Below are 23,542 nucleotides of genomic sequence, written 5' to 3'. Positions count from 1 at the left end.
TTCCTTCTTCCTGACATCCGTTACATCCGTTACATCCGCCCTTGCGAATCCGTTGCCGAACTTCCTTCTTCCTTCTTAATTAAATTGAAGTCGCAAAGTGCGATCGCGAAACCAAAGCCAAAGCTTCAACCAAACTGCAAACAGCCGCAATCATCGCCACTTCGCTATTAAGTTTGCTGACAGCAGAACCGACACCAATACCCGCAGCGCCGGCTCCAATAGCGAGCGGTGCAGTGACGCTGGAGATGCCGGAAGCGCAGAGTACGGGGATGGATACGGCGCGGGAAATTTCAAAGGCGGAGGCCAAAGTAGGCGCTGCTTTTTCAATTAATCCCAATGTGCCGGCGTGAATTGGTTGGGCGCTGGTGCCGCCTTCTGTTTGGATAATGTTGGCGCCAGCTTTGACTAATTCTATTGCTAACTGCACTTGTTTGTCGAGTTCCAAAATGTGGGGAACTGTCACAGAAAGGGTGATGTTCGGAAATAGCGATCGAGTTTGGCGAGTCAACTCCAAAACTTCCTCAGCTTCAAAGCGGCGGCCTACTGCGTAGAAAGCATCAAAGTTGCCAATTTCAATCAAATCAGCGCCCGCTTCTACCGCAGGCACAAACTTTTCCGGTTCCACAGCCGATACACAAATTGGCAAATCTGTCAACTGTTTTGCCATCAATACCAAATCTCGATCGGCAGCAATATCGACAAAGGTAGCACCGCCGAGATCCGCTGCTTTGACGACAGCCGCAACGTTCGCGGCATCAAAATTATTTAAACCGCTGATAATTTTCAGGGCGCGGCCTTGCTCAAATGCACGCTGCAATTTAGAATTTACACTCATCGTTAGTTTTCCAACTCAAAAAATTTCTTAGACTTATTTTGACACGGATTAGAACAATTTTTGAAAGTCCTGGACGCACTCGGACAAAAGAAACCGGGTTTTTTACGCCCGTGTGTGAGACTCTAACGAAGTATTTTTGTCGATCGAACCCGGTTTCACCGGCCCCCTGCGTCCAGGAATATTTGAGTTTTAATTCTTAATTTTTAATTACTTCGCGGCTGGCGAAATTTTTGCACATCTTTGATAACTTGTACCCAGCCGTCAGAGAGAGATTCGAGAATACGAGCTCCCTTTTCTTTCGTCGCCGCCGTCGCATTGCCCAACACACCACTTTCAGTCAACTCTCGCGTCAGCCAAGCAAAAGGCAAATTCCCTTCCATACTCAGCAAACTGTCGATCGGCAAATTTTTCGGATATTCTGTAACAGCCAGTTCCATTTTCACCTGATCCGGCAAAATTGACAGCATCAAACTCGTTTCTGCATCACCCGCGTGAATCCCAAACTCCAACTCCTTCGCAGTTAATAATTCAGCAGCCACATTCGGAACGCCCCAAACAAACAGCGGAAAAACCGAAAAATCCTGATATTTTTGATGAATGTCCCGCGCCGCAATTTCCATCACCTGCGGCTGTCCGCCGTGAGCATTCATTAACACTAATTTCCGAAATCCTGCCCGGTAAATACTGTCAGCAATTTCGCCAATTACTGCTAAAAGTGTCTGAGCACTGAGCATAATTGTACCGGGAAAATGGCAGTGTTCGTTAGACTTGCCGTAGTAAAGAGTTGGCAAAGCATAAGCGGGAATATTTGCATCTAACTTTGCCAGCGCTTTGCCTGTCACCGCCTGGCTAATTGCCGCATCTACAATTAAAGGCAAATGGGGGCCGTGCTGTTCGATCGCACCTAGTGGCTGAATTATAACTATATTTTCCTTATCCGGCATAGACTCAATTTCAGTCCAAGTCAGATATGGAAAAAAGCGCGATTCTGGAATAAAATTGTGCATATTACGATTCTACAAGCTCAAGAGCAAAAGTTATGAACACATTTGAGCGCCTAAAGATCGAGGGGTTTCGCCGTTTGTTTTCGGCAGAGGTGGAAATGCGACCTCTGACAGTGATGATTGGTGCTAACGGTGTTGGGAAAAGTTCTTTCTTAGAAATATTCTCACTTTTAGCAGCATCAGCGAACGGTCAGTTACAGTCCAAAATTTCAGAGTTGAGCGGTCTAACTCAGATGGTAACATTAGACCGGGCTGATAGCGTGTCAATCTCCTTATCAATGCCTATAGAGAATCAGGAACCCCTTAAATATTCTCTGAAACTTGCAACCAAAGGTCCATTCTATGAAATTGGTTCAGAAACTCTAACCCAACGGCGCGATCCCAATGCTTCTCAACCTTTTAAGTATATTGAATCTCGCGGTTTAGATGTCAAATATTTCAGTCCAGACGATGAAAAGCTACTACGTCCAAACTGGCAGTACAATCCTTTGGAAAGCTCACTCGCTCAGGTTCCTAAGATGTATCGGGAACCAGAAACATTGAGGCAGCACTTAGCTTCATGTAGCTTTTATAAGGCTTGGGAGTTGAATCTTTCCCCTCAAAGTCCTATCCGTCTACCTCAATCTATGCGTCCTGCAACTTTGCCCGGTACCAAGGGAGAAGATTTAGTTTCATGCCTTTATTATCTGCGAGAAACAGATCCAAATCGATTTGAAATTATTCAAGATACACTGGCTGCAGCTTTTCCTGATTTTGAAAGGTTGAGTTTTCCGCCAGTAGCAGCCGGAACTTTAGCACTGACTTGGAAGGAGCGAAATTTTTCTAATCCTTTTTATATGCACCAACTATCCGAGGGGACGCTGCGATTTCTCTGGTTAATCACCTTACTGCAAAGTCGAGATTTGACCGCTGTCACGCTGATTGATGAGCCGGAAGTTAGTTTACATCCAGAGTTGTTACAACAACTAGCTCATGCCATGAGAGAAGCTTCTCAAAGAACTCAACTAATTGTAGCAACTCATTCAGATAGACTGATCGGATTTTTAGAGCCTAAAGAGGTGCTTGTCTGCAATACTGAAGATGGATTAACAACTCTAACTTGGGCTGACTCTATAGAATTAGAACACTGGTTAGAAGATTATAGCTTGGATCAGCTTTGGGCAATGAATATCATTGGAGGCAGACCGTGAACGTGAAGATTGCCATCATAGTAGAAGGAAAGACAGAAACAGCTTTTATGCCTATATTGCGAAAATTTTTGGAATCGCGTTTGCAGCAAATGCCAAGACTCGATACTAAACCTCAACACGGTCGCATTCCTAAAGGAGACAAGCTAAAGCGTGTAGTTGAAAATCTTTTAGGAAAAGATGGTTATCATGCTGTGATAGCAGTAACAGATGTTTATACGGGTACTAAAGATTTTCAAGATGCAGCGGATGCTAAGGCTCAAATGAAAAAATGGGTAGGGAACAATCCTAAATTTTATCCCCATGCAGCTTCCCATGACTTTGAAGCTTGGCTGTTACCTTTTTGGTCAAAAATTCAGAAAATATCAGGAGGCAATAGAGCGGTTCCTAGCGGTTCTCCTGAACTGGTAAATCACAATAATCCACCTTCTTATCGGATTAAAGAAATATTTGAACAGGGGAAACGTCGGAGCTATGATAAAGCACGGGATGCAAAAAGCATATTAGATGGAGAAGATCTCATGGATGCTGCTAAAAAGTGTACTGAATTAAAGGATTTTTTGAATACTATTTTAAAGCTTTGTGGGGGCGAATTGATATGAGATTGTTAGCAGGCGCACAAAATTAAATATTGCTCGCTGTAGCACTTCGGCACTATAAATCGCGGGTTCCACACCTTGCTTGCTATATGTATATAATGTTTTGTGCGGGACGATCGCACTCCTAAACAACGCTTTTTACTTTCATTGAGATGCTCCCATCATCTGAGTACATCTCTGTTTTGCTTTGACAGGAGTGCGAGCATCTTGGTCGCTAAAAATATATAAAGCGATCGGGATGCTCGCACTCCTAAAAAACGCTTTTTACAAAATTAGACTGCTCCCAATCAACTAGCCGGAAAACTAAAAAGTAATTTCCAAGATAGATCGCATATTCTGTATGTGGGTAGAGCCTATAATATAACAGATGCTTTAACAGCGCGCTGATATACGCTCGCCAGCTCATACCGAAAGACGTAGAGACGACTAATTGATGGAAGCTTGGCAAACCCCACAAACTAATTTAACCGGCATTCCGATCGCCGAGGAACTGTCGCGCCGCACCCCTCGATCTCACGATTTCAAAGCAGAAAACCGGGCGCTGCAAACGCTGGCTCGACAACTGGCATCCTCGCCCCACACGCTGCTCAAAACACTGGTTGCCATCGCTCAAGATTTGTGTGGTGCAGGAAGCGTCGGAGTCTGCTTGCTAGAAGAAAATGCCAGTTCCGAACAAATCTTTCGGTGGAAAGCCTTGGCGGGCGCGTGGTTCGCAGCAAAAAACAGAAACACACCCCGCACGTTGCGTTTGTCCGGAGCCGGGTTCGATCGCCAAACTCCCCAGCTTTATTTCGCTCCAGAAAAATACTTTACCGACTTGCAGCAGCTAGAATTGCCGATCGCCGAAGCGTTAGTTGTGCCGCTGCAAGCAGAAAATCAACCGCTGGGGGCAATATGGATTGTATCTCACCAGGACGATCGCCAGTTCGATGCCGAAGACTTGCAGATCGCGATCGCCCTAGCAGACTTTGCCGTTGCCGCCCTACAAATCGATCGCGCCGATCGAACAAAAGAAGCCCTGCGACAAAGCGAAGAACGCTGGCAGCTAGCCTTGCAGGGCAACAACGACGGCATTTGGGATTGCAACCTGCAAACAAATTGCCAGATCCTGAGCGATCGCTGTTTAGAGATTTTGGAACGTGGACCGGAAGAAGTTAAGGACTTCAGCCAATTTTTGAGCTACATTCATCCCGATGATGCGGAGATAATGCAAAGCAATTGGCAGCAGCACTTGCATCGAGAAACCTCACATTATCGCTGCGAGTACCGCATCCACTGTCCCGACGGGCGCGAAAAATGGGTTTTAGCCAGAGGGCGAGCAATTTGGGACTCCTCAGGCAATCCCTTGCGGGCCGTGGGTTCCCTCACAGATATCAGCGATCGCAAACAAACTGAAATTGCCTTCAAACAAAGCGAAGAACGTTTGAGCATCGCCATCGAAGGATCGGGCATGGCAACCTGGGATTTAGACGTGCGAACAAATCGACTAATTTGGTCGGCGAACCTTTTCAGCATTTTCGGCTGCGAACCCGTACCGAGTGGCGAAACAACCCGGGCTGTGTGGAAAAGCTGCGTGCATCCAGACGACTTAAAGCAAGTCATGCAAGCAATCAAAACAGCTCGGGAAACGCGATCGCTCTACTCCCCCGAATACCGCATCATCCGGGCAGACAACAAAGAAATCCGCTGGTTGAGCGCGTTCGGGCGCCATCTCTACGACTCCTCAGGCGAAGCAGTGCGGTTTATCGGAGTAATATTTGATGCTACCGATCGCAAAATGGCCGAACTCGCCCTGCACGAGAGCGAGCAAACCGTGCGCCGTCAACTTGCAGAGATAGAGTGGCTCTACCAAACAACTCCCGTGGGTTTGGCCGTTTTAGACACAGATTTGCGGTACGTGCGGCTCAACCAGGGGTTGGCCAAAATCAACGGCTTGCCCGTCGAAATGCACATCGGCCGCACCCTACGGGAAATTGTCCCCGACTTGGCAGACACAGCCGAACCTGTGTTGGGCCGCATTCTCGAAACCGGAGAACCGAAGCGGAATTTTGAAATCAGCGGTGAAACCAAAGCTCAACCCGGTGTTGTTCGCACTTGGCTGCTGAATTGGTTGCCGCTCAAAGACACCGGCGGGGAGATTGTCGGGATTAATGTCGTGGTGCAGGAAATTACCGATCGCAAAATGGCCGAACTCGCCTTGCAAGAAAGCAACAACCGCTTTCAGTTAGCTACAAGGGCGATCGACGGCATGGTGTTTGAGTGGGATTTCGCATCGAACTCAGTTTACCGTTCCGAGGGACTGTACTCGATCGTCGGTGTCCGCCCAGACGATGCACCGGCAACACCAGAGTGGTGGATAGAACGCATCCATCCCGTCGATTTGGCGCGCCTCCAAGCCGGGCGGGAATCAATCTTAAGTGCTGAGCGCTACGAACTCGAATACCGAGTCCGGCATCAAGACGGGCGCTGGATCGATGTTTGGGAACGCGGCTGTGCGATCCGCAACCAGCAAGGTGAAGTGACCAAAGTTGTCGGCTTCACAACCGACATTACCAAGCGCAAACAAACAGAAGCAGCACTGCGCGATCGGGAAGCCCACCTGCAGTTGATTCTCGACAGCGCCAAAGACTACGCCATCTTCACCCTGGACACTGACGGACACCTTACCAGTTGGAACGCAGGCGCCGAGAGATTGCTGGGCTATACCGAAGCTGAAATCGTCGGCAAGCACGGACGCATCATCTTCACCCCAGAAGACTCTGCTGCCGGAAGGCCGGAAGCAGAAATGCACATAGCCCTGACTCAGGGAAAGGCAGAAAACGAGCGCTGGCACGTCCGCAAAGACGGCAGCCGCTTTTGGGGCAGCGGGCTGGTGATGCCCCTGCGCGACGCAGCCGGCGAGGTGCAAGGTTTGCTGAAAATCATGCAGGACAAAACCGAGCGCCGGCAAATAGAAGAAGCACTGCGGCAAAGCGAAAATCGCTACCGCACCCTCGCCGATGCCGTCCCGCAATTAATGTGGATCAACACTGCCGACGGCAGGTTAGAGTTTTGCAACCAGCACTGGCAAAGCTACACGGGCATCATTCCAGCAGAATTGCCGCTGGCGGAGCCGGTGCTGGAATTATTTCATCCTCTCGATCTGCCAACAGTTGTCGCCACGCGCACCAAGGCGATTGAAGCAGGAGAATCTTACGAATTCGAGTGCCGGGTGCGCCGGTTTGACAGCACCTACCGCTGGCATTTAGCGCGACTTGTCCCCCTCAAAGACGCGAAGGGAAAGGTGGTGCAGTGGGCCGGTATCGGCATTGATATTGACGATCGCAAACGAGCCGAAGAAAGCTTAGCAGAAAGCGACCGCCGCTTCCGCTTCCTGGCTGAGTCGCTTCCCCACCTGATTTGGAACGTAGACTCCGCCGGGGAAATTCGCTTTACCAATCAACAAAAATGGTCGGAATATCTGGGAATGTCTTACCAGGAAGCCGCTAAAAACAATTGGGAGTCCGTGATGCCGCCGTCCGATGCGGCACAAGCTTTTGCCCGCTGGGAAGAATGTCGGATCACCGGAGAAGTTTATCAACTTGAGCTGCGCCTGCAGCGGGCAGCAGACCAAATGGAACGCTGGCATTTGTCGCGCGCCATCCCGATTCGCGACGCAGGGGGCGAGATTGTCGAGTGGATCGGCACGAATACCGATATTCACGATCGCAAACAAGCCCAACTCAACGAGCAGTTTCTCTCCGAGCTCGAAATCCGCTTGCGGCAGGGCTCCAACCCCGCTGAAATGTTGTGGGAAGCCATGCACAGTCTGGGAGAGTATTTAAAGGTCGATCGCTGCATATGGCACGAAATCAATCTAGAAGCCGACCTGGCAATTGTCCGCCAAGACTGGCACCAGTCCGACCTTGCCAGCGCCGCCGGCACCTATCAACTCTCCGACTTTAAGACGGCAGAACTGAAAGCTCTCTCTATGGCAGGTCAAACACTTGTCATCTCAGATATCGCTAATCACCCGCATACAGCGCATTTGGTCGCTAACTACGGGGCCGCTAGCATTCGCGCTTTGGTCGATGTTCCCTGCCTTCAGGAAGGGCGCTGGGTGGCTCTTTTGGTGCTGACATCACAGGCGGTGCGACACTGGCGGCCCGATGAAGTTTCGCTGATGCAAGAAATGGTGGCTCGCCTCTGGACGGTGATCCTGCACGCGCGAGCCATGCAGGACCTGCACGAAAGCGAGGCTCGGTTCCGCGCTCTAGCTGACAACATCGCTCAGTTGGCCTGGATGACAGATGCCACCGGCGGGATTTTCTGGTACAATCAGCGCTGGTTTGACTACACGGGCAGGACCCTAGAAGAAATGCAAGGCTGGGGCTGGCAGCAGGTACACCACCCGGAACACGTCGATCGGGTTGTCGCAAAATTTAGGCGCTGCATTGAAACAGGCGAAGCCTGGGAAGATACTTTCCCCTTGCGCGGCACAGACGGATCGTACCGCTGGTTTCTCTCCCGCGCCGTCCCGATTCGCGACGAGCAAGGCAAGGTGCTGCGCTGGTGTGGCACCAACACTGACATTACCGATCGAAAAGTTGCAGAAGCGGAACGGGAACGCCTTCTAGCCGGGGAAAAGGCTGCCCGGGAAGAAGCAGAACGGGCTAACCGCGTCAAAGACGAATTTTTGGCTGTTTTGTCCCACGAATTGCGGACTCCCTTAAATCCGATTGTGGGCTGGACGAAGCTGCTGCGAGCGAACCTTCTGACACCGGAAAAGCAGCGTTACGCCTTAGAGACGATCGAGCGCAACGCCCTACTACAAACCCAGCTGATCGAAGATTTGCTCGACGTGTCGGGGATTCTGCAAGGCAAGCTCAGCTTGAATGTTGTACCGGTGGATTTAGCCGGCGCGATCGGCGCTGCCATTGGAACGGTGCGTCTGTCGGCGGAAGTTAAGTCGATTCAAATCAGCACTCAATTTGCACCGAATCTCGGCCCGGTGTTGGGCGATGCGGGCAGACTTCAGCAGGTAGTCTGGAATTTGCTGTCAAATGCCGTCAAGTTCACCTCGCCCGGAGGCAAAATCGAAGTCGTTCTCGATCGGGTTGACACCGACGCCAAAATTACTGTAACTGATACTGGAAAAGGTATCGAAGCTGATTTTCTGCCCTATGTATTCGACTACTTCCGGCAAGCTGACAGCACGATGACGCGCAAGTTTGGCGGGTTGGGTTTAGGATTGGCGATCGTCCGCCATCTCGTCGAACTCCACGGCGGTACGGTGAAATCGGAAAGTGCAGGCGAAGGACAAGGCGCGACTTTTACCGTCAGGATACCCCTGATGCCCGTGCAACCTCAGACAAGTCCTGCAGCAGCTGGGCCGCCGGAGCAATCCTTCAATTTGAGCGGTATCAAGGTCTTAGCGGTGGATGATGATGCCGATGCGCGAGATTTGGTGGTTTTTCTGCTTGAGAATTCTGGGGCAAGGGTTACAGCAGTTTCTAACGCGGCCGATGCCTTGGCGGTTTTAACTCAGTCTGTGCCGGATTTGCTGTTGAGCGATATTGGAATGCCCGACACCAACGGTTATCTGTTGCTGCAGCAGGTGCGGGCTCTGCCTAAGGAGCAAGGGGGACTGGTTCCGGCGATCGCCCTCACCGCTTATGCTGGAGAAATTGACTATCAGCAGGCGCTGGCTGCAGGGTTCCAGCGGCACCTTTCTAAGCCTTTAGACCCCCAGAAGTTGGTGCAGGCGATTTTGGGGGTGCTGGATCGATCGGGCGAAAGCATTGTTTAAGGTGTTTTTGTGTCTGAAAGGTTTTTATTTAATGAACCGCGAAGACGCGAAGAACGCGAAGGAAGAAGGGAAGAAGAAAGGAAGAAATAAATAATATCAAATCCGGTTCGATCTGAGATGTTGGACTATTCTCAATAAGGCTTTTATGGGCGTTGCTCAGAGCAACGGCACAGAAGAAAATCCATCTACTATGGAACAGGTCGAAAGCCGGTTCTTGACGGTACAATATCTCATATCGTTTTCGGTTGCATCACAATAATAAAATCAAGTCAACAGTTAACACTCAACCATTGAGTTTTTCCACCCCGACTTCTACAGTCTACAGTCTACAGTCTACAGTCAACAATCACGGACGGTGCAACCGGAATTGATATCAGATCTAACCAATTTTATAGTCGTTCGATCGCGCATCATCTCCAATAAAAAACCCCCACAGATGGAGGTTTTTTGATGATTATTTGCTATCGTCGGACAGGTTAAAACATCCTGTCCCTGCATGATGCCCACAGCCGCTCGACTCAATTCTTAGCGGTAGTCGGTGCGCACGGCAGGATCGCGATCGCCCGTTGTAGTGGTATAGCGGACATTTTCTTCGCGTTTGCGGGGAATCAAACCGAACAAACCCGACAAGCCAAGCAATCCCAACCATCCCCAATCAAAATCGCGATCGGCATCAGCACCTGCAACATCCGAGCGAGGACTTGTGGTGGTGGTTGTGCTGTTAGTACCATTCGTAGTACCGCCAGTTGTATCTGTCTGAGCAGAAGCAGGTAGATGAGCTGGTGCTAGGGCTAAACCAGCAGCTATAATACCTGCACCGATTGCTTTGGATAAATCAGAACGTTTCATAATTCAAATGCTCTCTGTTGGTTAAAATCTTTAACTATTACAACTATCCTGCAGGGTGCCCGCCGCCGCTCGACTCAATTCTTAGCGGTAGTCGGTGCGCACGGCTGGATCGCGATCGCCCGTTGTAGTGGTATAGCGGACATTTTCTTCGCGTTTGCGGGGAATCAAACCGAACAAACCCGACAAGCCAAGCAATCCCAACCATCCCCAATCAAAATCGCGATCGGCATCAGCACCTGCGACATCGGAACCAGGAGTTGTGGTGGTGGTAGTGGTGTTAGTACCGTTCGTAGTACCGCCAGTTGTATCTGTCTGAGCAGAAGCAGGCAGATGAGTTGGTGCTAGAGCTAAACCAGCAGCGATAATACCTGCACCGATTGCTTTGGATAAATCAGAACGTTTCATAATTCAAATGCTCTCTGTTGGTTAAAATCTTTAACTATCACAACTATATCGATCGCCTATTAAAGTTAAATCCACCTCTAGCAGTAAACATACTTATGTTCCACCTATAACTACAGATTGATATCACATTTTTAGCAGCAAGACGAAATTAAACATTGCTCGCTTGTGAGGCAGTGCGACACTAGAAATCGCGGGCCTGGCACATCGATGGCTTGTGAGGAACTCCGGCAGTCCCGACAACAGACAAAGTGTTGTTGACAAAAAAAGGTAAACTCAGATATTGCACAGACAACTGTGGGAACTCGATCGACGGAGATAAAAACTTTTGGGTATAGAGCTACGCAGCTACGTATTTCTAGACAACTTGCAGCCGCAGCACGCAGCATACATCGGCACAGTCGCCGCCGGATTCTTGCCGCTGCCGGGGGATGCGTCGCTGTGGATTGAAATCTCGCCCGGTATCGAAATTAACAGAATTACCGATGTCGCCCTCAAATCTGCCTCGGTGCGCCCGGGAGTCCAGATAGTCGAACGCTTGTACGGCCTTCTGGAAGTACACTCGGGCCTGCAGGGGGAAACTCGGGCCGCAGGCAAAGCAATTCTAGAATTCATCGGAGTCCGCAGAGAAGAAGGTATCAAACCGCGAGTGATTTCCAGTCAAATTATTCGCAACATTGACCCCCACCAAACACAATTAATCAACCGCAGCCGCCGCGGACAGTTGCTGCTGGCGGGACAAACGCTTTATGTCTTAGAAGTAGAACCTGCGGCCTATGCAGCGCTGGCGGCCAATGAAGCAGAAAAAGGCGCATCTATTAACATCTTAGAGGTTCAGGCTGTAGGCAGTTTCGGACGGCTTTACCTCGGCGGCGCAGAACGAGATATTATAGCAGGTTCCCAGGCAGCAATTGCGGCGGTGGAAAACGTGACGGGTCGAGAAAATCCAACAATTTTTGGTCGCAAGGAATAGCCGTTAAAGGAGATGCAATTATGGCAAACACACAGCATTTAGCGCTGTTAAAAAAAGGTGCAGTTACTTGGATTGAATGGAGAAGTCTCAACCCAAATATAGAACCGGATCTCAGCGAAGCTAACCTCGCAGAAGCAAATCTCCGAGGTGCGCATCTTTGGCGCTCGAACCTTTTTAAAACAGACTTGTTTAAGGCTAAATTAATTTCGGCAAACCTCGCAGAATCTAATTTTAGTTTAGCAAATCTTGCCGGATCGCAACTGCTCGAAACTAATTTAATTAAAGCTAATTTAACTGGAACCAACCTCCGAGCGGCCGACCTCAGGGGAGCTGATTTGAGCGGTGCTAATTTAATTGGGTCTGACCTCACTGCGGCCAATCTCCAACAAACCGATTTCGCAGATGCGAATTTAATCGGTGCGGTGATGTTTCGAGTTAATGCGATGGGCGCCAACCTCAACTTTGCTAATCTCAGTCAAGCCAATCTCACTCAAGCCGAATTCATTGAAACACATTGCTATGCAGCCAATTTCTCTAAAGCTCACCTCGGGGAAGCTCACTTCACGGGAGCATATCTTTTCAAGGCAAATCTCAGTTTTGCGGAGTTGAGCGCTGCCGATTTCCGGTGGGCAAACCTCGGCAAAGCTGATTTGAAAGGGGCGAATTTGACCGGGGCAAATCTCAGAGGAGCGAACTTGGCGGGAGCTAATCTGGGTCAAGCTATTTTGAAAGGAACAATCATGCCTGACGGCAGCATTGTTTGATAAATATTGGATAATATTTAGTCCTGTAAAATAACCGCGATAGTAAAAAAAAAAGCCAGTTGCGCGTTTACCGAAAGCATTGCCAAAACATGAATTTTTGGGCGGGTTCAGACTTTCTCTCTCAGACAAATCCGAGATGAGAGTAAACCCGCCTCGGCTCAAAAATCGCAACTGTCGATCGATTAATTTTTGCGAGTCGGCGATACTTGATAAAGTCCTCGGACGGGACCTGGATCATTCTGTGAATCTTGCTGGTCTCTTGGAAGTGACTGATCTTGGAGCCCGGCGGGATTGGGGAAACAGCCGCTCGGTTGAGGTGCTAACTGGCAAGCTGCAGGCAGTGCCATGACTGAGGAATCGAAGGGATTAACTGCATCCGGGACGCGGAGAATCGGGTCGCTGGAAACTTGCCGCTGCATTATTCGTCGGTAAAGGCCGCTGACGCGACTCGAATCCCGCTCAATTTCTTTTTCGGGAAAGGCAACGACGCCGCTGGGGGAACCGATGCCTAAATAGTCGCCCAAGTAACCTTGCAAGCTGACGTTGTGGTAAAAGTCTCCTGAAGCTTCAAAGATTTGTCGGTTGAAGTCGTCAGCAATCGGGTGAAATCGCTCTGTTTGTGCTTGAGCTGGTTTGACGGATGCCAGCGCGGCAGAGGCGACAGCGAGAATCAACGCGCCGCTCAGGCTTTTTAACTTTTGACTCATATATTCAGCCTCCTTAATTAATTCCGATTCCACTATAAACTGATTATCGGCGGATTATTTGTGTTTTTTACACGGTGTGAGTTATGAATGCTGCGGATTTAAAAGTGTTGCGCGATCGACTTCTAGATTTGTTGTGCGAGTTTGCCTATCGCGAAGGCGATTTTGTGCTGTCTTCGGGGCAGAAAAGTTCTTATTACATTAACTGCAAACCGGTGACGCTGCACGCTGAAGGTGCTTTGGCAACGGGGCGTTTGCTGTTGTCGATGCTGTCGTCGGATGTGCAAGCTGTGGGCGGTTTGACTTTGGGTGCTGACCCGATTGTAACTGCTGTGAGTGTGGTTTCGGCTCTCGAAGGTCGATCGATTCCGGCGCTAATTGTCAGAAAGGAGACGAAGGGACACGGGACAATGGCGTACATTGAGGGACCACTGTTGCCAGAGGGCACGAATGTGGCGGTTTTGGAGGATGTGGTGACGACGGGTAAGTCGGCGATGCAGGCGGTGGAACGGTTGCGGGGTGCGGGTTATAAAGTCGATCGCGTGTTGTCGCTGATTGACAGAGAGCAAGGTGGTGCCCAGTTTTATCAATCGGTTGGATTAAACTTTGAAACAGTTTTTACGATTAACGATCTTCAAAAGTGGATGGCTAGCAAAAAATAGGCAAAAGTGCGATAGAACTGACCGAAAGCATCCAGGATACAAGCCCCCGGATTCATTCCTTCGCAGACTCAGGATCCAGAAATAAAAAACCTGTATCCGATCAACAAGCCCCCGAATTTATTCGTGGGGTCAATGCTTCAGTCTAAAATCTAAAATCTAAAATCTAAAATCGATTGACCGAAAGCATCCAGGATACAAGCCCCCGGATTCATCCCTGGAGAAATAAAAAACCTGTATCCGATCGACTTGCCCCCGAATTTATCCGTGGGGTCAATGCTTCAGTCTAAAATCTCAAATCTCAAATCTCAAATCGATTGACCGAATATCACCATTTTCATGAACAGGCTTTCGGGCCTCTTCCACAAGAATTCTCATATTTTTTTCTCATTACCAGGCTCTGCCTGGTAATGAATATCTAGAGGCTCTGCCTCCATTTGAAGTGAGGAAATCGGTGTTTTATTGGGTGGGATTAGAAACTATGCCCCCTCTAATTTTATTATCAAAATCAGCTCAGGTACTTGGAGGACAAGGGAAAATAAAGTTTTCGGTGCTAAAGGAGCGCAAGCTTTCAGGTTCAGAATCTCTACCAATCGGCATATTTTAGCATAGCGGAATTATAACCTGAGTGAGATATTAACTAGAGAAAACTGTTTTAAAATGTTACATGACCCAACGCAAGGAGAAGCAGCAATGATTTTACCTGCATCTATTAAAGGGAAATGGAAACTACTGGCAACAGCCTTTATTTGTCCTCTGACACTAATTGGTGTTGGAATTCAGCAACAACCGCTTCAAGCACAACAAAATCCATCTAAGACTAATGTTGCTGCTTTGCCAGATGGTATTTACCTGTACGGAGATTCGCCACAGCCCAACCAAGTTCTTCAAAACTATATTGTGTTTGAACGCCAGAACGATCGCGTCGTTGGTGCAATCTACGCGCCGCGATCGGACTTTGCGTGCTTCACTGGTAAAATTCAGGGAAATACACTGTACGGCAAGGCAATCTCAGCCGGAAAAATTCAAACAGTTGAAGTCAATACTCAGCTAACAAATCTGCATTCTATTCGCACAATTAGCTCAAACGATCGCCGCATTCTTTCAATGTGCCAACAGACAGCGCGAGCTAACATATCCAGGTAAATCTTTTACTTAGCTCAAATGGTGCATTAGCCTGGCGCTGCGTTAACCCACCCTAGGAATTGAAAATTTCTCGTTTCTCGTTACCAGGCTCTGCCTGGTAATGAAGATCTAGAGGATCTGCCTCCATTAAAAAACAGTACAAAATAGGAGTTTTTACCGCCGGCTTAATCGCCATGAAAAAAATCCGTTTTATTGACTTATTCGCAGGAATAGGCGGCATGAAATTAGCGTTTGAATCCGCCGCTGTTCCTTGAATCTGGAAACGGAATGCCTCTTAAGCAGCGAAGTCAATCCCCACGCTCAGTTAGTTTACCAGTACAGGGTAGGCGGCTAATTGACTATCGCAGTGGCAATTCTCTTCATTCTTGGGAACTGGGTTTGCGAGGCGAGTGCCGTTTAGACGAAATTGAGTTGATGAAGAGTTTTCTATTGACAAGGCGAAATAAATAATTTGGGCATGACCCAGATGGCAAGCTATTAACTAAAGAGCAAATAGCTACTTTTTTTGCTCATTCCAATCTCGATAAAATTCTGGATTCCTTGGTAACAAAAAATTACCTGCAAGGAAACATCGCAATTCTTCTTTTCGGAAACCCTTTTTAATATAGCAATCCTTGCATGACTCGTAAATTTTTTACCCCACCCCAACCCTCCCCGATGCCTTGGGGAGGGAGTAAGAAATTCACAAATGATTTAGGATTGCGATATAACCTTAAGTAATATCAATTCCGGTTGTATCGGGATGATTAAACCACAGAGGGCACAGAGGACACAGAGAAAGATAAGAGAGAGATAATAATTCCGATGTCAAGGGATTTGATATAAAGTGCGCCATCAGCACGCTACTTTTGGGCGAGCAGGATGCCCGCCCCAGAAGAAATGAAACAGCTTTAGGATTAAGTAAGGTGCGCTATCAGCACCCTACGAATTAATCCAATTAGCTTTGGGCTACAGGTTCCTTAGCCAAAAACTTCTCTAATTCCGTCAAAGCATCGGCATCAACCTTAGTCTGCATCGGACAGAACTTAGGTCCGCACATCGAACAGAATTCAGCAGTTTTGTAGATATCTGCCGGCAAAGTTTCGTCGTGATATTCCTTTGCCCGTTCTGGATCTAATGACAGCTCAAATTGACGGTTCCAATCGAAATTGTAACGCGCTTTCGAGAGTTCATCATCGCGATCGCGCGCACCCGGACGGCCCCGTGCAATATCTGCAGCGTGAGCCGCGATTTTGTAAGCAATCAGCCCGTTTCTGACATCCTCAGCATTCGGCAATCCTAAGTGTTCCTTCGGCGTCACGTAACACAGCATTGCAGTACCGTACCAACCAGCCATCGCGGCCCCAATTGCTGAGGTAATGTGGTCGTACCCAGGCGCAATATCTGTCACCAACGGCCCCAAAACATAGAAGGGTGCTTCCGAACACTCCTCCATTTGTTTCTTGACATTAAACTCAATTTGATCCATCGGCACGTGGCCCGGGCCTTCCACCATTACCTGCACATCATGTTCCCAAGCTTTGCGAGTTAATTGTCCCAAAGTTTTGAGTTCAGCTAATTGAGCATCATCCGACGCATCGTGAGTGCAACCGGGGCGCAGAGAATCTCCCAAACTAAACGAAACATCGTATTTTTTGAAGATTTCAATGATGTCGTTAAAGTGAGTGTAGAGGGGATTTTGTTTGTGGTGATGCAGCATCCACCGGGCCAAAATGCCGCCGCCGCGAGAGACAATCCCAGTCAACCGATTTTTTACCAACGGCAAATGCTCGATCAGAATTCCGGCGTGAATTGTTTGGTAATCAACACCTTGTTGAGCGTGTTTGTCAATGATGTGAAGAAAGTCATTGGGGGTCAGACTTTCCATATTACCGTGAACGCTTTCTAAAGCTTGGTAAATTGGTACAGTACCGATCGGCACCGGTGAAGCTTTGATAATCGTAGTGCGAATTTCATCCAAATTGCCGCCGCCGGTGGACAAGTCCATCACAGTATCAGCGCCGTATTTGACTGCTAGTTTAAGCTTGTCAACTTCTTCTTCCATATTGGAAGAGTTGGGAGATGCACCGATATTAGCATTGACTTTGCATTTAGACGCAATACCGATCGCCATCGGTTCCAAATTCGGGTGATTGATGTTAGCGGGAATAATCATCCGTCCCCGCGCTACTTCGGCGCGGATCAGTTCTGGCGGGAGATTCTCTCGCTTAGCAACAAAGTGCATTTCCTCAGTAATTACACCTTGGCGGGCGTAGTGCATTTGAGATACATTGCTCTGGCCCTGACGCTTAGCGATCCATTCGGTACGCATATTTAATTTCCTTGATAAACAGCTTCCCTCCGCTGGTATTACCCAGACTCAGGTTCTAAGGGTGTTTTCTCAGCCCGGATATTCGGGCACCCCTAGCTAAGCTGTTAATAGTAGCACTGATGTCTGTACCAAATGAAAGCAATTAAGGAAATCTTAATATAAACAATGGGGTGAGGAGATCGAAAGTGCGATCGGTCTTTTGGGGCTTCTGATATTTCTGCTGTTTAAAAAGTACAAGCGAGCGAAGCTATCCCGAAGGCAATCGCACCCCATTTAACAACCTAAAAACAATTACACCTCATCAGGATTAATCCCCATTTCGCGCAATTTTGCTGCTAGGCGATCGGCGCGTTGTTTTTCTTCCTCCGCGCGAAGGTGTTCTTGTTCCGCCCGCAGGTGTTCTTCTCGGGCACGTTCCTCTCCAATTAACAGCAAATTCCCTTCACTATCCCACCAACGCAACCAAGGTAAATTCATCTCATCATATTCACCTTGCCAAATTCCCAACTCAACTCCAAGCTGAGGAATCGGATAGCGACCGCGCTCATTTACACTCATGCGCTGATAGCGATTGTCTTCTAAATGATACATTTCTACAGCGGCTTTTTTCACTTCATAAATGCCGTAGTAAGGCACGCGAATCGCCTGTTCGTAAACCCAAAATTTGCCCACCTTTTGTTCTTCGGCTTGACCGGGTTCGGGCGGCGGCGTTCTGTCTCGCTCTTCTGCACCGTTCCCCGACACAAATTCCAAAACAATCAGCGGTGCAACGTATTCTTTCCACAATACATAAGAACGTCGCACCTCACCATTTAATAGTGGGGGAACATTCGGCACATAAAACCAATCGGGCGCTTCGGCACCGCGTTCGAGTGGGTCAGTTAAACCCCAATAAATCCCACAATTTTGACCGATGCGATAGCGTCCGTCAGGATGAATTCGTTGCAATATTGGTCGGAGTGAATCAGTGAGAATAATGCTTTGAGGAAATTCTTGAAAGTTTTTTACAAAAGTACCGTCCGACTCTGGTAATTCAGTGTGGTCTGGGAGATGGGTGACTTCCAATTCAAATGATTTGGCAATAGTCATAAAACTTGCACTGATTTGAGGAATTAAACTTATTATAGTATAATTTATCTGACAAACTCCCCGAATGAAACAGCCTTGCTTGCCAAGGGGTATCTGCACTCAAAGGGTGCTTGCACTGTGTCTATATGCTTGCACTGTGGTGCGATCGCCCTTTCCCGGCTTCTGATATTTATGCTGTAAAAAAAAGTGTGATGGTATCCCATTTAACAACCTAAAACCAATCACACCTCATCAGGATTAATTCCCATTTGGCGCAACCTTTCTGCCAATCAATCGGCGCGTTTTTTTTATTCAGAAGCTTTTTGAGGACGATAAAGTTAAAGATATGTATAGCCACGGGTAGGTAGAGGACATTGCTCACCAAAAAAAGGTATAGATATAGTATGGATGGAATGCACTACTTTCCATCATCCGTTTTCTCATTTCTTCTCTTGCGATTATGACACCGAGTTTTCCAGGGATGAATCCTTATCTTGAAAATCCTGCTCTGTGGTCAGAGGTTCACTCCTGGCTGATTGTCGAGCTGGCGCGATCGCTCAATCCCTCACTTATACCCAAGTATCGAGCTGCTGTGGAGAAACGGGTTTACTTGGATGCTCTACTCGTCGGTATTCCAGATGCCTCTGTTTTTCAACAAAACCCTGAAGCCTCACGAACTTCTGGTGTAACAACTAGGGTTTTACAGCCGGCGCCAATTCGAGTGACATTACCTTTAAGTGAGGAAATCACGGAACGCTATCTGGAGATTAGGGAAGTAAAGACTGGGCGGGTGGTAACGGTTGTAGAAGTCCTCTCACCTAAGAATAAACAAGGCGGTGAAGGTCGAGACAAGTACCTGACGAAGCGACAAAAAGTTCTGAACAGCGCTACTCACTTGGTGGAAATCGATCTGCTGAGAAGGGGAAACTTTATGCCAATGGCCCAAGCGATTCGATCGCACTACCGCATTCTGGTTAGTCGGGCTAATCTCCGTCCGGAAGCTGAACTATACCCGTTTAATCTGCGTGAATCGATTCCTCAATTCTTGCTTCCTTTGCAGTCAGGAGATGAAGAACCTGTTGTGAATTTATCTGAGGTTTTGGGTGAAGTTTATCAGGAGGCAGCTTTAGATTTGGCGATCGATTATTCAGTGCAGCCTGTTCCGCCGTTGAGCGAGGGTGATTTTCAGTGGGTGCGATCGTTGATGGAATCGTAGGATGGAGATAGGGAGTGCGATCGGGATTTGCAGGATTTATTATCCTTAGTCAGGCTCAGCACTCATAGTCTCGAGGTAAGTGATAAAGGCTTTGGAGACGACACTTTCTTCGAGGTAGTGTTTAGCGACTTCAGCGACGGTTGCTTTGGTGGCTTTAAAGTGACTTTCCGGGTTAAGGAGTTGGCGCTTTAAAAGTTGCAGTTGTTTTCGGATTCTTTGCCATCGAGTCGGGTTCGTATTTTGGATTTCGCGAAATTCGACATCAATGATTTCAGCAGCTTCGACTTCGGTGGTTGGTTGGTGGGTTTGCTGAAGTTGATGTACCAATTGGCGAAGTTCGATGGTTTGTTGTTTTAAGGTTTCATCGTTTGTGTAATTGTGGGCATGAGTATGAGTGCCTTCTTCAAAGTAGTTGTGAGTATGAATGACGCGCTTGGGTTCTTCTGACACTTTTTTGAACTCCTGGGTAAGTATGTCTAACTTATTATATAGCAAATCTTCTAATTCCCCCTCTCCGCTTTTAGTTCTGTGAGGGGGTGGCAACCGGGTGATGCCATAGTTGTAGAATTGGCAACGTGATTGAGTGGAAAAGATTATATTAAGGATATAATTCAATAAATCACTTGATTGTTCTTCAACAAAAAGTCTATAAAGTAGAGAGATATCTTCAGGGCTAGCATCATTATTCAATTCAGAGACCGATTCCGAATACGCATCAAAAACTGAAGAAAAACTTTCTATAAAATTTGATTCTTCATCAGGATCATTAAATTCTGCTAATAATTCATTAAGGGAAGTATCAAATGTTAAAAAGTCATTGCTTTCAGAGTCGTTGCTTAACAAATTTTTTCTGGGAGATTTGCTTATTTTTATAATAGCCTTTTTAGCATTGTGTTCAACTTGGTAGTCCGAACTATTTAGAGCTTCCTTCAGAGCAATAAGAGCTATTCCTCCAATCTGACTCAGAAACTCTATAGCATCTTCGCATACTTTTGTATCTTCCCATCCTATAAAATTTCGCTGTCCCAGTGCTTCAATTAAGACAGGGATAGCGGCTCGATCACCGTTTCTTGCCAAAGCACAAGCAGCAGTGAAACGAACTGAAAATTCCTCGTCAGCAAGAGCCTGAGTTAAACCAACATTTGCTGTAGCAGTTCCAATGATTACTAAAGTTTCTACAGCTTCTTTTCGTCTATCAGAATTTGGATGCTTTAGAAAATTAGCGATCCTGCCTTCAAGACCTTCAATACCAAGTTTTCCTAAAGCCAAAAGACTCTGAAACCAGATATAATCATGTATCTGATTATTATTCAGTATTTCCATAAGTATATTATTAACTGAGGAATCACCTATTTCACCAAGAGCTTTAGCTGCCAATCCACGCAGTATAGGACTTCTATTATTATCTATTAAAACGCGAGATAATATAGGGATGGCTTCCTTACAGCGAATCAGCATTAATGTAAAAACTGCTACACAGTGATTTGAACTGTATTCAATTACTTTTTCTTCTTCTTGTTCTAAAATTTTGGATAATGTCTGTATTAATGTTGAGTTGCCGATTTGAATCAGAGCGGTTGAAGCACTATTGCGAACTTGAAACTCTGGATCTGCAAAGGCAACTTTAAAGAGTGCTTCAATGGCTGTTTTGGATTCTGTACCCAGTCTTCCTAGAGTTTCTGCTGCTTTCTTACGAAGTGCGGAATCCTCGGATAAAAGAGATTCTGTCAGATCCGATATTAAATCCTTTCTTTCTTGTCCCTTAAACGTAATATAAACAATATTTCGGACTAAAATGTCTTCATCTTTCCATAGCTTAGCTAAAGCAGCGAGAGCGTCTTCTCCTCCTTTATTTTTTAAAACATATGCTGCTTGATACCTAATTTCTCTATCTTCATCACCCAATGCCTTTATTAAAAGAGGTACTATATTTTCATATTTTTGCTGAATCAAAACATGAAGAGTAGATACCGCTTGACGGCGCATCTCTATATCTCCTATACTCAAGATTTCATTTAGTGCATGAATCACAACATCTCGACTGATTTTCTCTAGGGCCAGAAGAGCTCTAAAATGGTATTCTTTGTTATTGAGAGCCTCTTTAAGAATTGGTATAGCCGTTTCATCACCATAACGAGCTAATGAACAAGCCGCCTTTAACTTAAGTTGAAAATCAGCATCCTCTAAAATTTTATTAAGGAGAGGAATTGAAGCAGAACTATGAATTTTCTCTAAGCAATCAGCAACTTCATTTTTTGTAAAGATGTCGTTATTATTTTCTAGAGCTTGGCTGAGGAAAGGAATAGCAACATCAGAACCTGTCATGCCCAATAGTCTAACCTTAAATTTTTCTGAAACTTCTAAATCAGTAATCATATTTACTGTTCTGGCTTGATTTTCACGCTTAACTTCTCCAGCTAGTCTTGCTCCCAATTGCAAATCAACATCTAGTGCCAGTTTCACTATCCGCACTGCTAATGCCTCAGACTCCACAAACGACACTGCTAATGCCTCAGACTGCACAAACGACATCGCCATTGCTAGCGGTTCCGTCCACTTTAGATAATTTAAGTAGTAATATTGGAATTCTTCATTACTCAACTCCGCCAACTGTGGCGCTAGCCGCTCCGCCGCATAATATTCCTGAAACAGTTGATGGTGAAACTCTATTTGGGTTCGGTCACTAGCTACTTGGAGTAAATGCCATTCCACTAAATCCTCTAACCACTCTTTTGCTTTTGTCGTATCCTCCAAAGTTGGTGTGCGATCGCCTGCCAAAAACGTGGCTAGTATTTTTTCTGCCTCAGTTTTAGGAATAGCAATCCAGGAGGCACTAGGTTTGGAGGAATCGATATGCGGCTCTCCTTGAACCATCGTAAAGGCGAGGTAGGTCAATAGATCGAACGCAAAGCGACGCGAGTCCTTAGAAACATTGCGAAGTCTTTCAGGCTTAAATTCCTCATACCGTCGCGCAAATTCTTTCCGAAATAGATCGCCTCGGCTTTTAGGAATCTCTCCCTTCTGTTCAAAAACATCACATAACATCTTCAGTAGCAATGGCGTTTCTGCCAACTCCCCAAGCTTCCCTTGAATTTGCAGCCACAGTTTCCCACCCGTTTCCGGCAACTGCTTGTAGACAAACTCCTCCATCTGAGGCTCAGTCAGGGGTAGCATTTCCAGCTTCTTAACATTTCCTTGAAGCAATCCTGAACCTAATTCCCGTGTTGTAATGATTAAAGGAACTTTTAAATCAACACATACCTGTCTAAAGTGATCTACTGCTTGCCAAGCTTGTTCGTTAGGTAATTCATTCAACCCATCTAAGAACACGAACAATCGTCTATCACGGAGGAGAGCTTTCAAGGTTTTCTCATCAAGGTCAAGCCACCACCCCAGCTTTTCTTGAATCGCTGCTAACACTGAACCTTTAAGACCGCGCAGTTCAATCAGTATAGGTATGGGGGGAATCTCACTCTTACCCTCCTCGATCGCCTCTAAACACTGCCTTGCTTCTTCCCACAACAACCGCTGCAGCGAAGTCGATTTCCCCGAACCAGGTTTACCCACTAACAGCACATGATCTGTGGCATACTTTCGCAATCCCTCTAGCACTGCGAACTGCTTTGGCCTCTCCTTTTGTTGTTCCTGTGAGTCTGGCTCAGATGATATAGCGGTTTGTACCCGCAAGGGTAACTCTGCTAGCGTTGGAATATAGCGATCGCTTACCTCACGCTTGGTGTCCTCCCGTGAAGTATCTAGACGCGATTGTAAGTAGGGCTGAAACTCACTAGGGGCAATCATGCAAGAGTGAAGTTATATCTATAACCAAACCGTCTTTTCTATAATAAACAAATTATTCGGCATAATGCCTAGATGATTAGACTTTAAACTTGACTGAGCCTCCTCATAGCTCATTTTTTTCGCTAATAGCTGTAACAACTCACGCCGCAGGGCGTTCCTACCCACAATTTAGTCTCGCCAGAGTCACCGGTGCCGATCGCACTCACCCGATTTTCCCCTAAGCCACTATACCGATT

At 47.1% G+C, this 23,542-nt stretch carries 16 protein-coding genes and 1 riboswitch; of the genes, 8 read left to right on the top strand and 8 right to left on the bottom strand.

Annotated elements, in window-relative coordinates:
* Window positions 1-79: 79 nt before the first annotated feature.
* Window positions 80-835, bottom strand: a complete 756-nt coding sequence (locus tag QUB61_RS14910) for a DUF561 domain-containing protein (RefSeq protein WP_333125126.1) — start codon at window positions 833-835, stop codon at window positions 80-82.
* Between the two features lie 203 nt (window positions 836-1,038).
* A complete protein-coding gene (locus QUB61_RS14905) occupies window positions 1,039-1,842 on the bottom strand; it encodes a creatininase family protein (RefSeq protein WP_333125123.1) in 804 nt (267 codons plus the stop codon).
* Between the two features lie 32 nt (window positions 1,843-1,874).
* Here QUB61_RS14905 and QUB61_RS14900 point away from each other — a divergent pair, with 32 nt between their 5' ends.
* The 3 genes from QUB61_RS14900 (at window position 1,875) to QUB61_RS14890 (ending at window position 9,413) form a co-directional block, all read left to right on the top strand.
* Window positions 1,875-3,029: an AAA family ATPase gene (locus QUB61_RS14900; RefSeq protein ID WP_333125120.1), complete on the top strand. Its 1,155-nt coding sequence runs from the start codon at window positions 1,875-1,877 to the stop codon at window positions 3,027-3,029.
* Window positions 3,026-3,628 (top strand): DUF4276 family protein, encoded by a 603-nt coding sequence (locus QUB61_RS14895; protein WP_333125118.1) that lies wholly within the window; start codon window positions 3,026-3,028, stop codon window positions 3,626-3,628. Before QUB61_RS14900 ends, QUB61_RS14895 begins: the two co-directional genes overlap by 4 nt.
* A 430-nt stretch (window positions 3,629-4,058) precedes the next feature.
* Window positions 4,059-9,413, top strand: coding sequence for a PAS domain S-box protein (locus QUB61_RS14890; RefSeq protein ID WP_333125115.1), 5,355 nt, complete (start codon window positions 4,059-4,061; stop codon window positions 9,411-9,413).
* A 525-nt stretch (window positions 9,414-9,938) separates the two neighbouring features.
* Here the strand turns inward: QUB61_RS14890 and QUB61_RS14885 are convergent.
* Complete coding sequence (locus QUB61_RS14885; RefSeq protein ID WP_333125112.1) at window positions 9,939-10,262, bottom strand: WGxxGxxG family protein; 324 nt, start codon at window positions 10,260-10,262, stop codon at window positions 9,939-9,941.
* A gap of 81 nt (window positions 10,263-10,343) precedes the next feature.
* Window positions 10,344-10,667, bottom strand: coding sequence for a WGxxGxxG family protein (locus QUB61_RS14880; RefSeq protein ID WP_333125109.1), 324 nt, complete (start codon window positions 10,665-10,667; stop codon window positions 10,344-10,346).
* Window positions 10,668-10,992: 325 nt separating this feature from the next.
* On the opposite strand from QUB61_RS14880, the gene QUB61_RS14875 reads away from it, so the two are divergent.
* Together QUB61_RS14875 and QUB61_RS14870 are read left to right on the top strand one after the other, a co-directional pair.
* Window positions 10,993-11,637: a hypothetical protein gene (locus tag QUB61_RS14875; RefSeq protein WP_333125107.1), complete on the top strand. Its 645-nt coding sequence runs from the start codon at window positions 10,993-10,995 to the stop codon at window positions 11,635-11,637.
* Between the two features lie 20 nt (window positions 11,638-11,657).
* Entirely contained in the window at window positions 11,658-12,401 is a 744-nt protein-coding gene (locus QUB61_RS14870) for a pentapeptide repeat-containing protein (RefSeq protein ID WP_333125105.1), read from the top strand.
* Between the two features lie 182 nt (window positions 12,402-12,583).
* Here QUB61_RS14870 and QUB61_RS14865 read toward each other — a convergent pair whose 3' ends face one another.
* The gene (locus tag QUB61_RS14865) at window positions 12,584-13,108 is read right to left on the bottom strand and encodes a hypothetical protein (RefSeq protein ID WP_333125103.1); all 525 of its coding nucleotides are present in this window, start codon (window positions 13,106-13,108) and stop codon (window positions 12,584-12,586) included.
* 83 nt (window positions 13,109-13,191) lie between these two features.
* On the opposite strand from QUB61_RS14865, the gene pyrE reads away from it, so the two are divergent.
* Window positions 13,192-13,767: an orotate phosphoribosyltransferase gene (pyrE, locus tag QUB61_RS14860; protein ID WP_333125101.1), complete on the top strand. Its 576-nt coding sequence runs from the start codon at window positions 13,192-13,194 to the stop codon at window positions 13,765-13,767.
* 657 nt (window positions 13,768-14,424) lie between these two features.
* Window positions 14,425-14,910, top strand: a complete 486-nt coding sequence (locus QUB61_RS14855) for a hypothetical protein (RefSeq protein WP_333125099.1) — start codon at window positions 14,425-14,427, stop codon at window positions 14,908-14,910.
* A 937-nt stretch (window positions 14,911-15,847) separates the two neighbouring features.
* Here QUB61_RS14855 and thiC read toward each other — a convergent pair.
* Window positions 15,848-17,221 (bottom strand): phosphomethylpyrimidine synthase ThiC, encoded by a 1,374-nt coding sequence (gene thiC / locus QUB61_RS14850; protein WP_333102218.1) that lies wholly within the window; start codon window positions 17,219-17,221, stop codon window positions 15,848-15,850.
* Between the two features lie 7 nt (window positions 17,222-17,228).
* Window positions 17,229-17,325, bottom strand: a riboswitch (TPP riboswitch).
* A 187-nt stretch (window positions 17,326-17,512) separates the two neighbouring features.
* Window positions 17,513-18,310, bottom strand: a complete 798-nt coding sequence (locus QUB61_RS14845; RefSeq protein WP_333125096.1) for a Uma2 family endonuclease — start codon at window positions 18,308-18,310, stop codon at window positions 17,513-17,515.
* 439 nt (window positions 18,311-18,749) lie between these two features.
* Between QUB61_RS14845 and QUB61_RS14840 the strand changes: the two genes are divergently transcribed.
* On the top strand, window positions 18,750-19,505 hold the full coding sequence (locus QUB61_RS14840; RefSeq protein WP_333125094.1) for a DUF4058 family protein: 756 nt from the start codon (window positions 18,750-18,752) through the stop codon (window positions 19,503-19,505).
* Window positions 19,506-19,550: 45 nt separating this feature from the next.
* Here QUB61_RS14840 and QUB61_RS14835 read toward each other — a convergent pair whose 3' ends face one another.
* Complete coding sequence (locus tag QUB61_RS14835) at window positions 19,551-23,192, bottom strand: HEAT repeat domain-containing protein (protein ID WP_333190008.1); 3,642 nt, start codon at window positions 23,190-23,192, stop codon at window positions 19,551-19,553.
* Window positions 23,193-23,542 lie beyond the last annotated feature (350 nt).

Source organism: Microcoleus sp. C2D2 (assembly GCF_036702495.1).
In the GTDB taxonomy this organism is placed as follows: Bacteria; Cyanobacteriota; Cyanobacteriia; order Cyanobacteriales; family Microcoleaceae; genus Microcoleus.
The sequence above is the reverse complement of the archived record's forward strand: the minus strand, read 5'-3'. Positions and strand labels throughout refer to the sequence as shown.

Excerpts from the sequence above, each read along its gene's own strand:
- QUB61_RS14910 (WP_333125126.1), bottom strand. The coding sequence starts at position 835 with ATGAGTGTAAATTCTAAATTGCAGCGTGCATTTGAGCAAGGCCGCGCC.
- QUB61_RS14905 (WP_333125123.1), bottom strand. The coding sequence starts at position 1,842 with ATGCACAATTTTATTCCAGAATCGCGCTTTTTTCCATATCTGACTTGG.
- QUB61_RS14900 (WP_333125120.1), top strand. The coding sequence starts at position 1,875 with ATGAACACATTTGAGCGCCTAAAGATCGAGGGGTTTCGCCGTTTGTTT.
- QUB61_RS14890 (WP_333125115.1), top strand. The coding sequence starts at position 4,059 with ATGGAAGCTTGGCAAACCCCACAAACTAATTTAACCGGCATTCCGATC.
- QUB61_RS14885 (WP_333125112.1), bottom strand. The coding sequence starts at position 10,262 with ATGAAACGTTCTGATTTATCCAAAGCAATCGGTGCAGGTATTATAGCT.
- QUB61_RS14880 (WP_333125109.1), bottom strand. The coding sequence starts at position 10,667 with ATGAAACGTTCTGATTTATCCAAAGCAATCGGTGCAGGTATTATCGCT.
- QUB61_RS14870 (WP_333125105.1), top strand. The coding sequence starts at position 11,658 with ATGGCAAACACACAGCATTTAGCGCTGTTAAAAAAAGGTGCAGTTACT.
- QUB61_RS14865 (WP_333125103.1), bottom strand. The coding sequence starts at position 13,108 with ATGAGTCAAAAGTTAAAAAGCCTGAGCGGCGCGTTGATTCTCGCTGTC.
- pyrE (WP_333125101.1), top strand. The coding sequence starts at position 13,192 with ATGAATGCTGCGGATTTAAAAGTGTTGCGCGATCGACTTCTAGATTTG.
- QUB61_RS14855 (WP_333125099.1), top strand. The coding sequence starts at position 14,425 with ATGTTACATGACCCAACGCAAGGAGAAGCAGCAATGATTTTACCTGCA.
- thiC (WP_333102218.1), bottom strand. The coding sequence starts at position 17,221 with ATGCGTACCGAATGGATCGCTAAGCGTCAGGGCCAGAGCAATGTATCT.
- QUB61_RS14845 (WP_333125096.1), bottom strand. The coding sequence starts at position 18,310 with ATGACTATTGCCAAATCATTTGAATTGGAAGTCACCCATCTCCCAGAC.
- QUB61_RS14840 (WP_333125094.1), top strand. The coding sequence starts at position 18,750 with ATGACACCGAGTTTTCCAGGGATGAATCCTTATCTTGAAAATCCTGCT.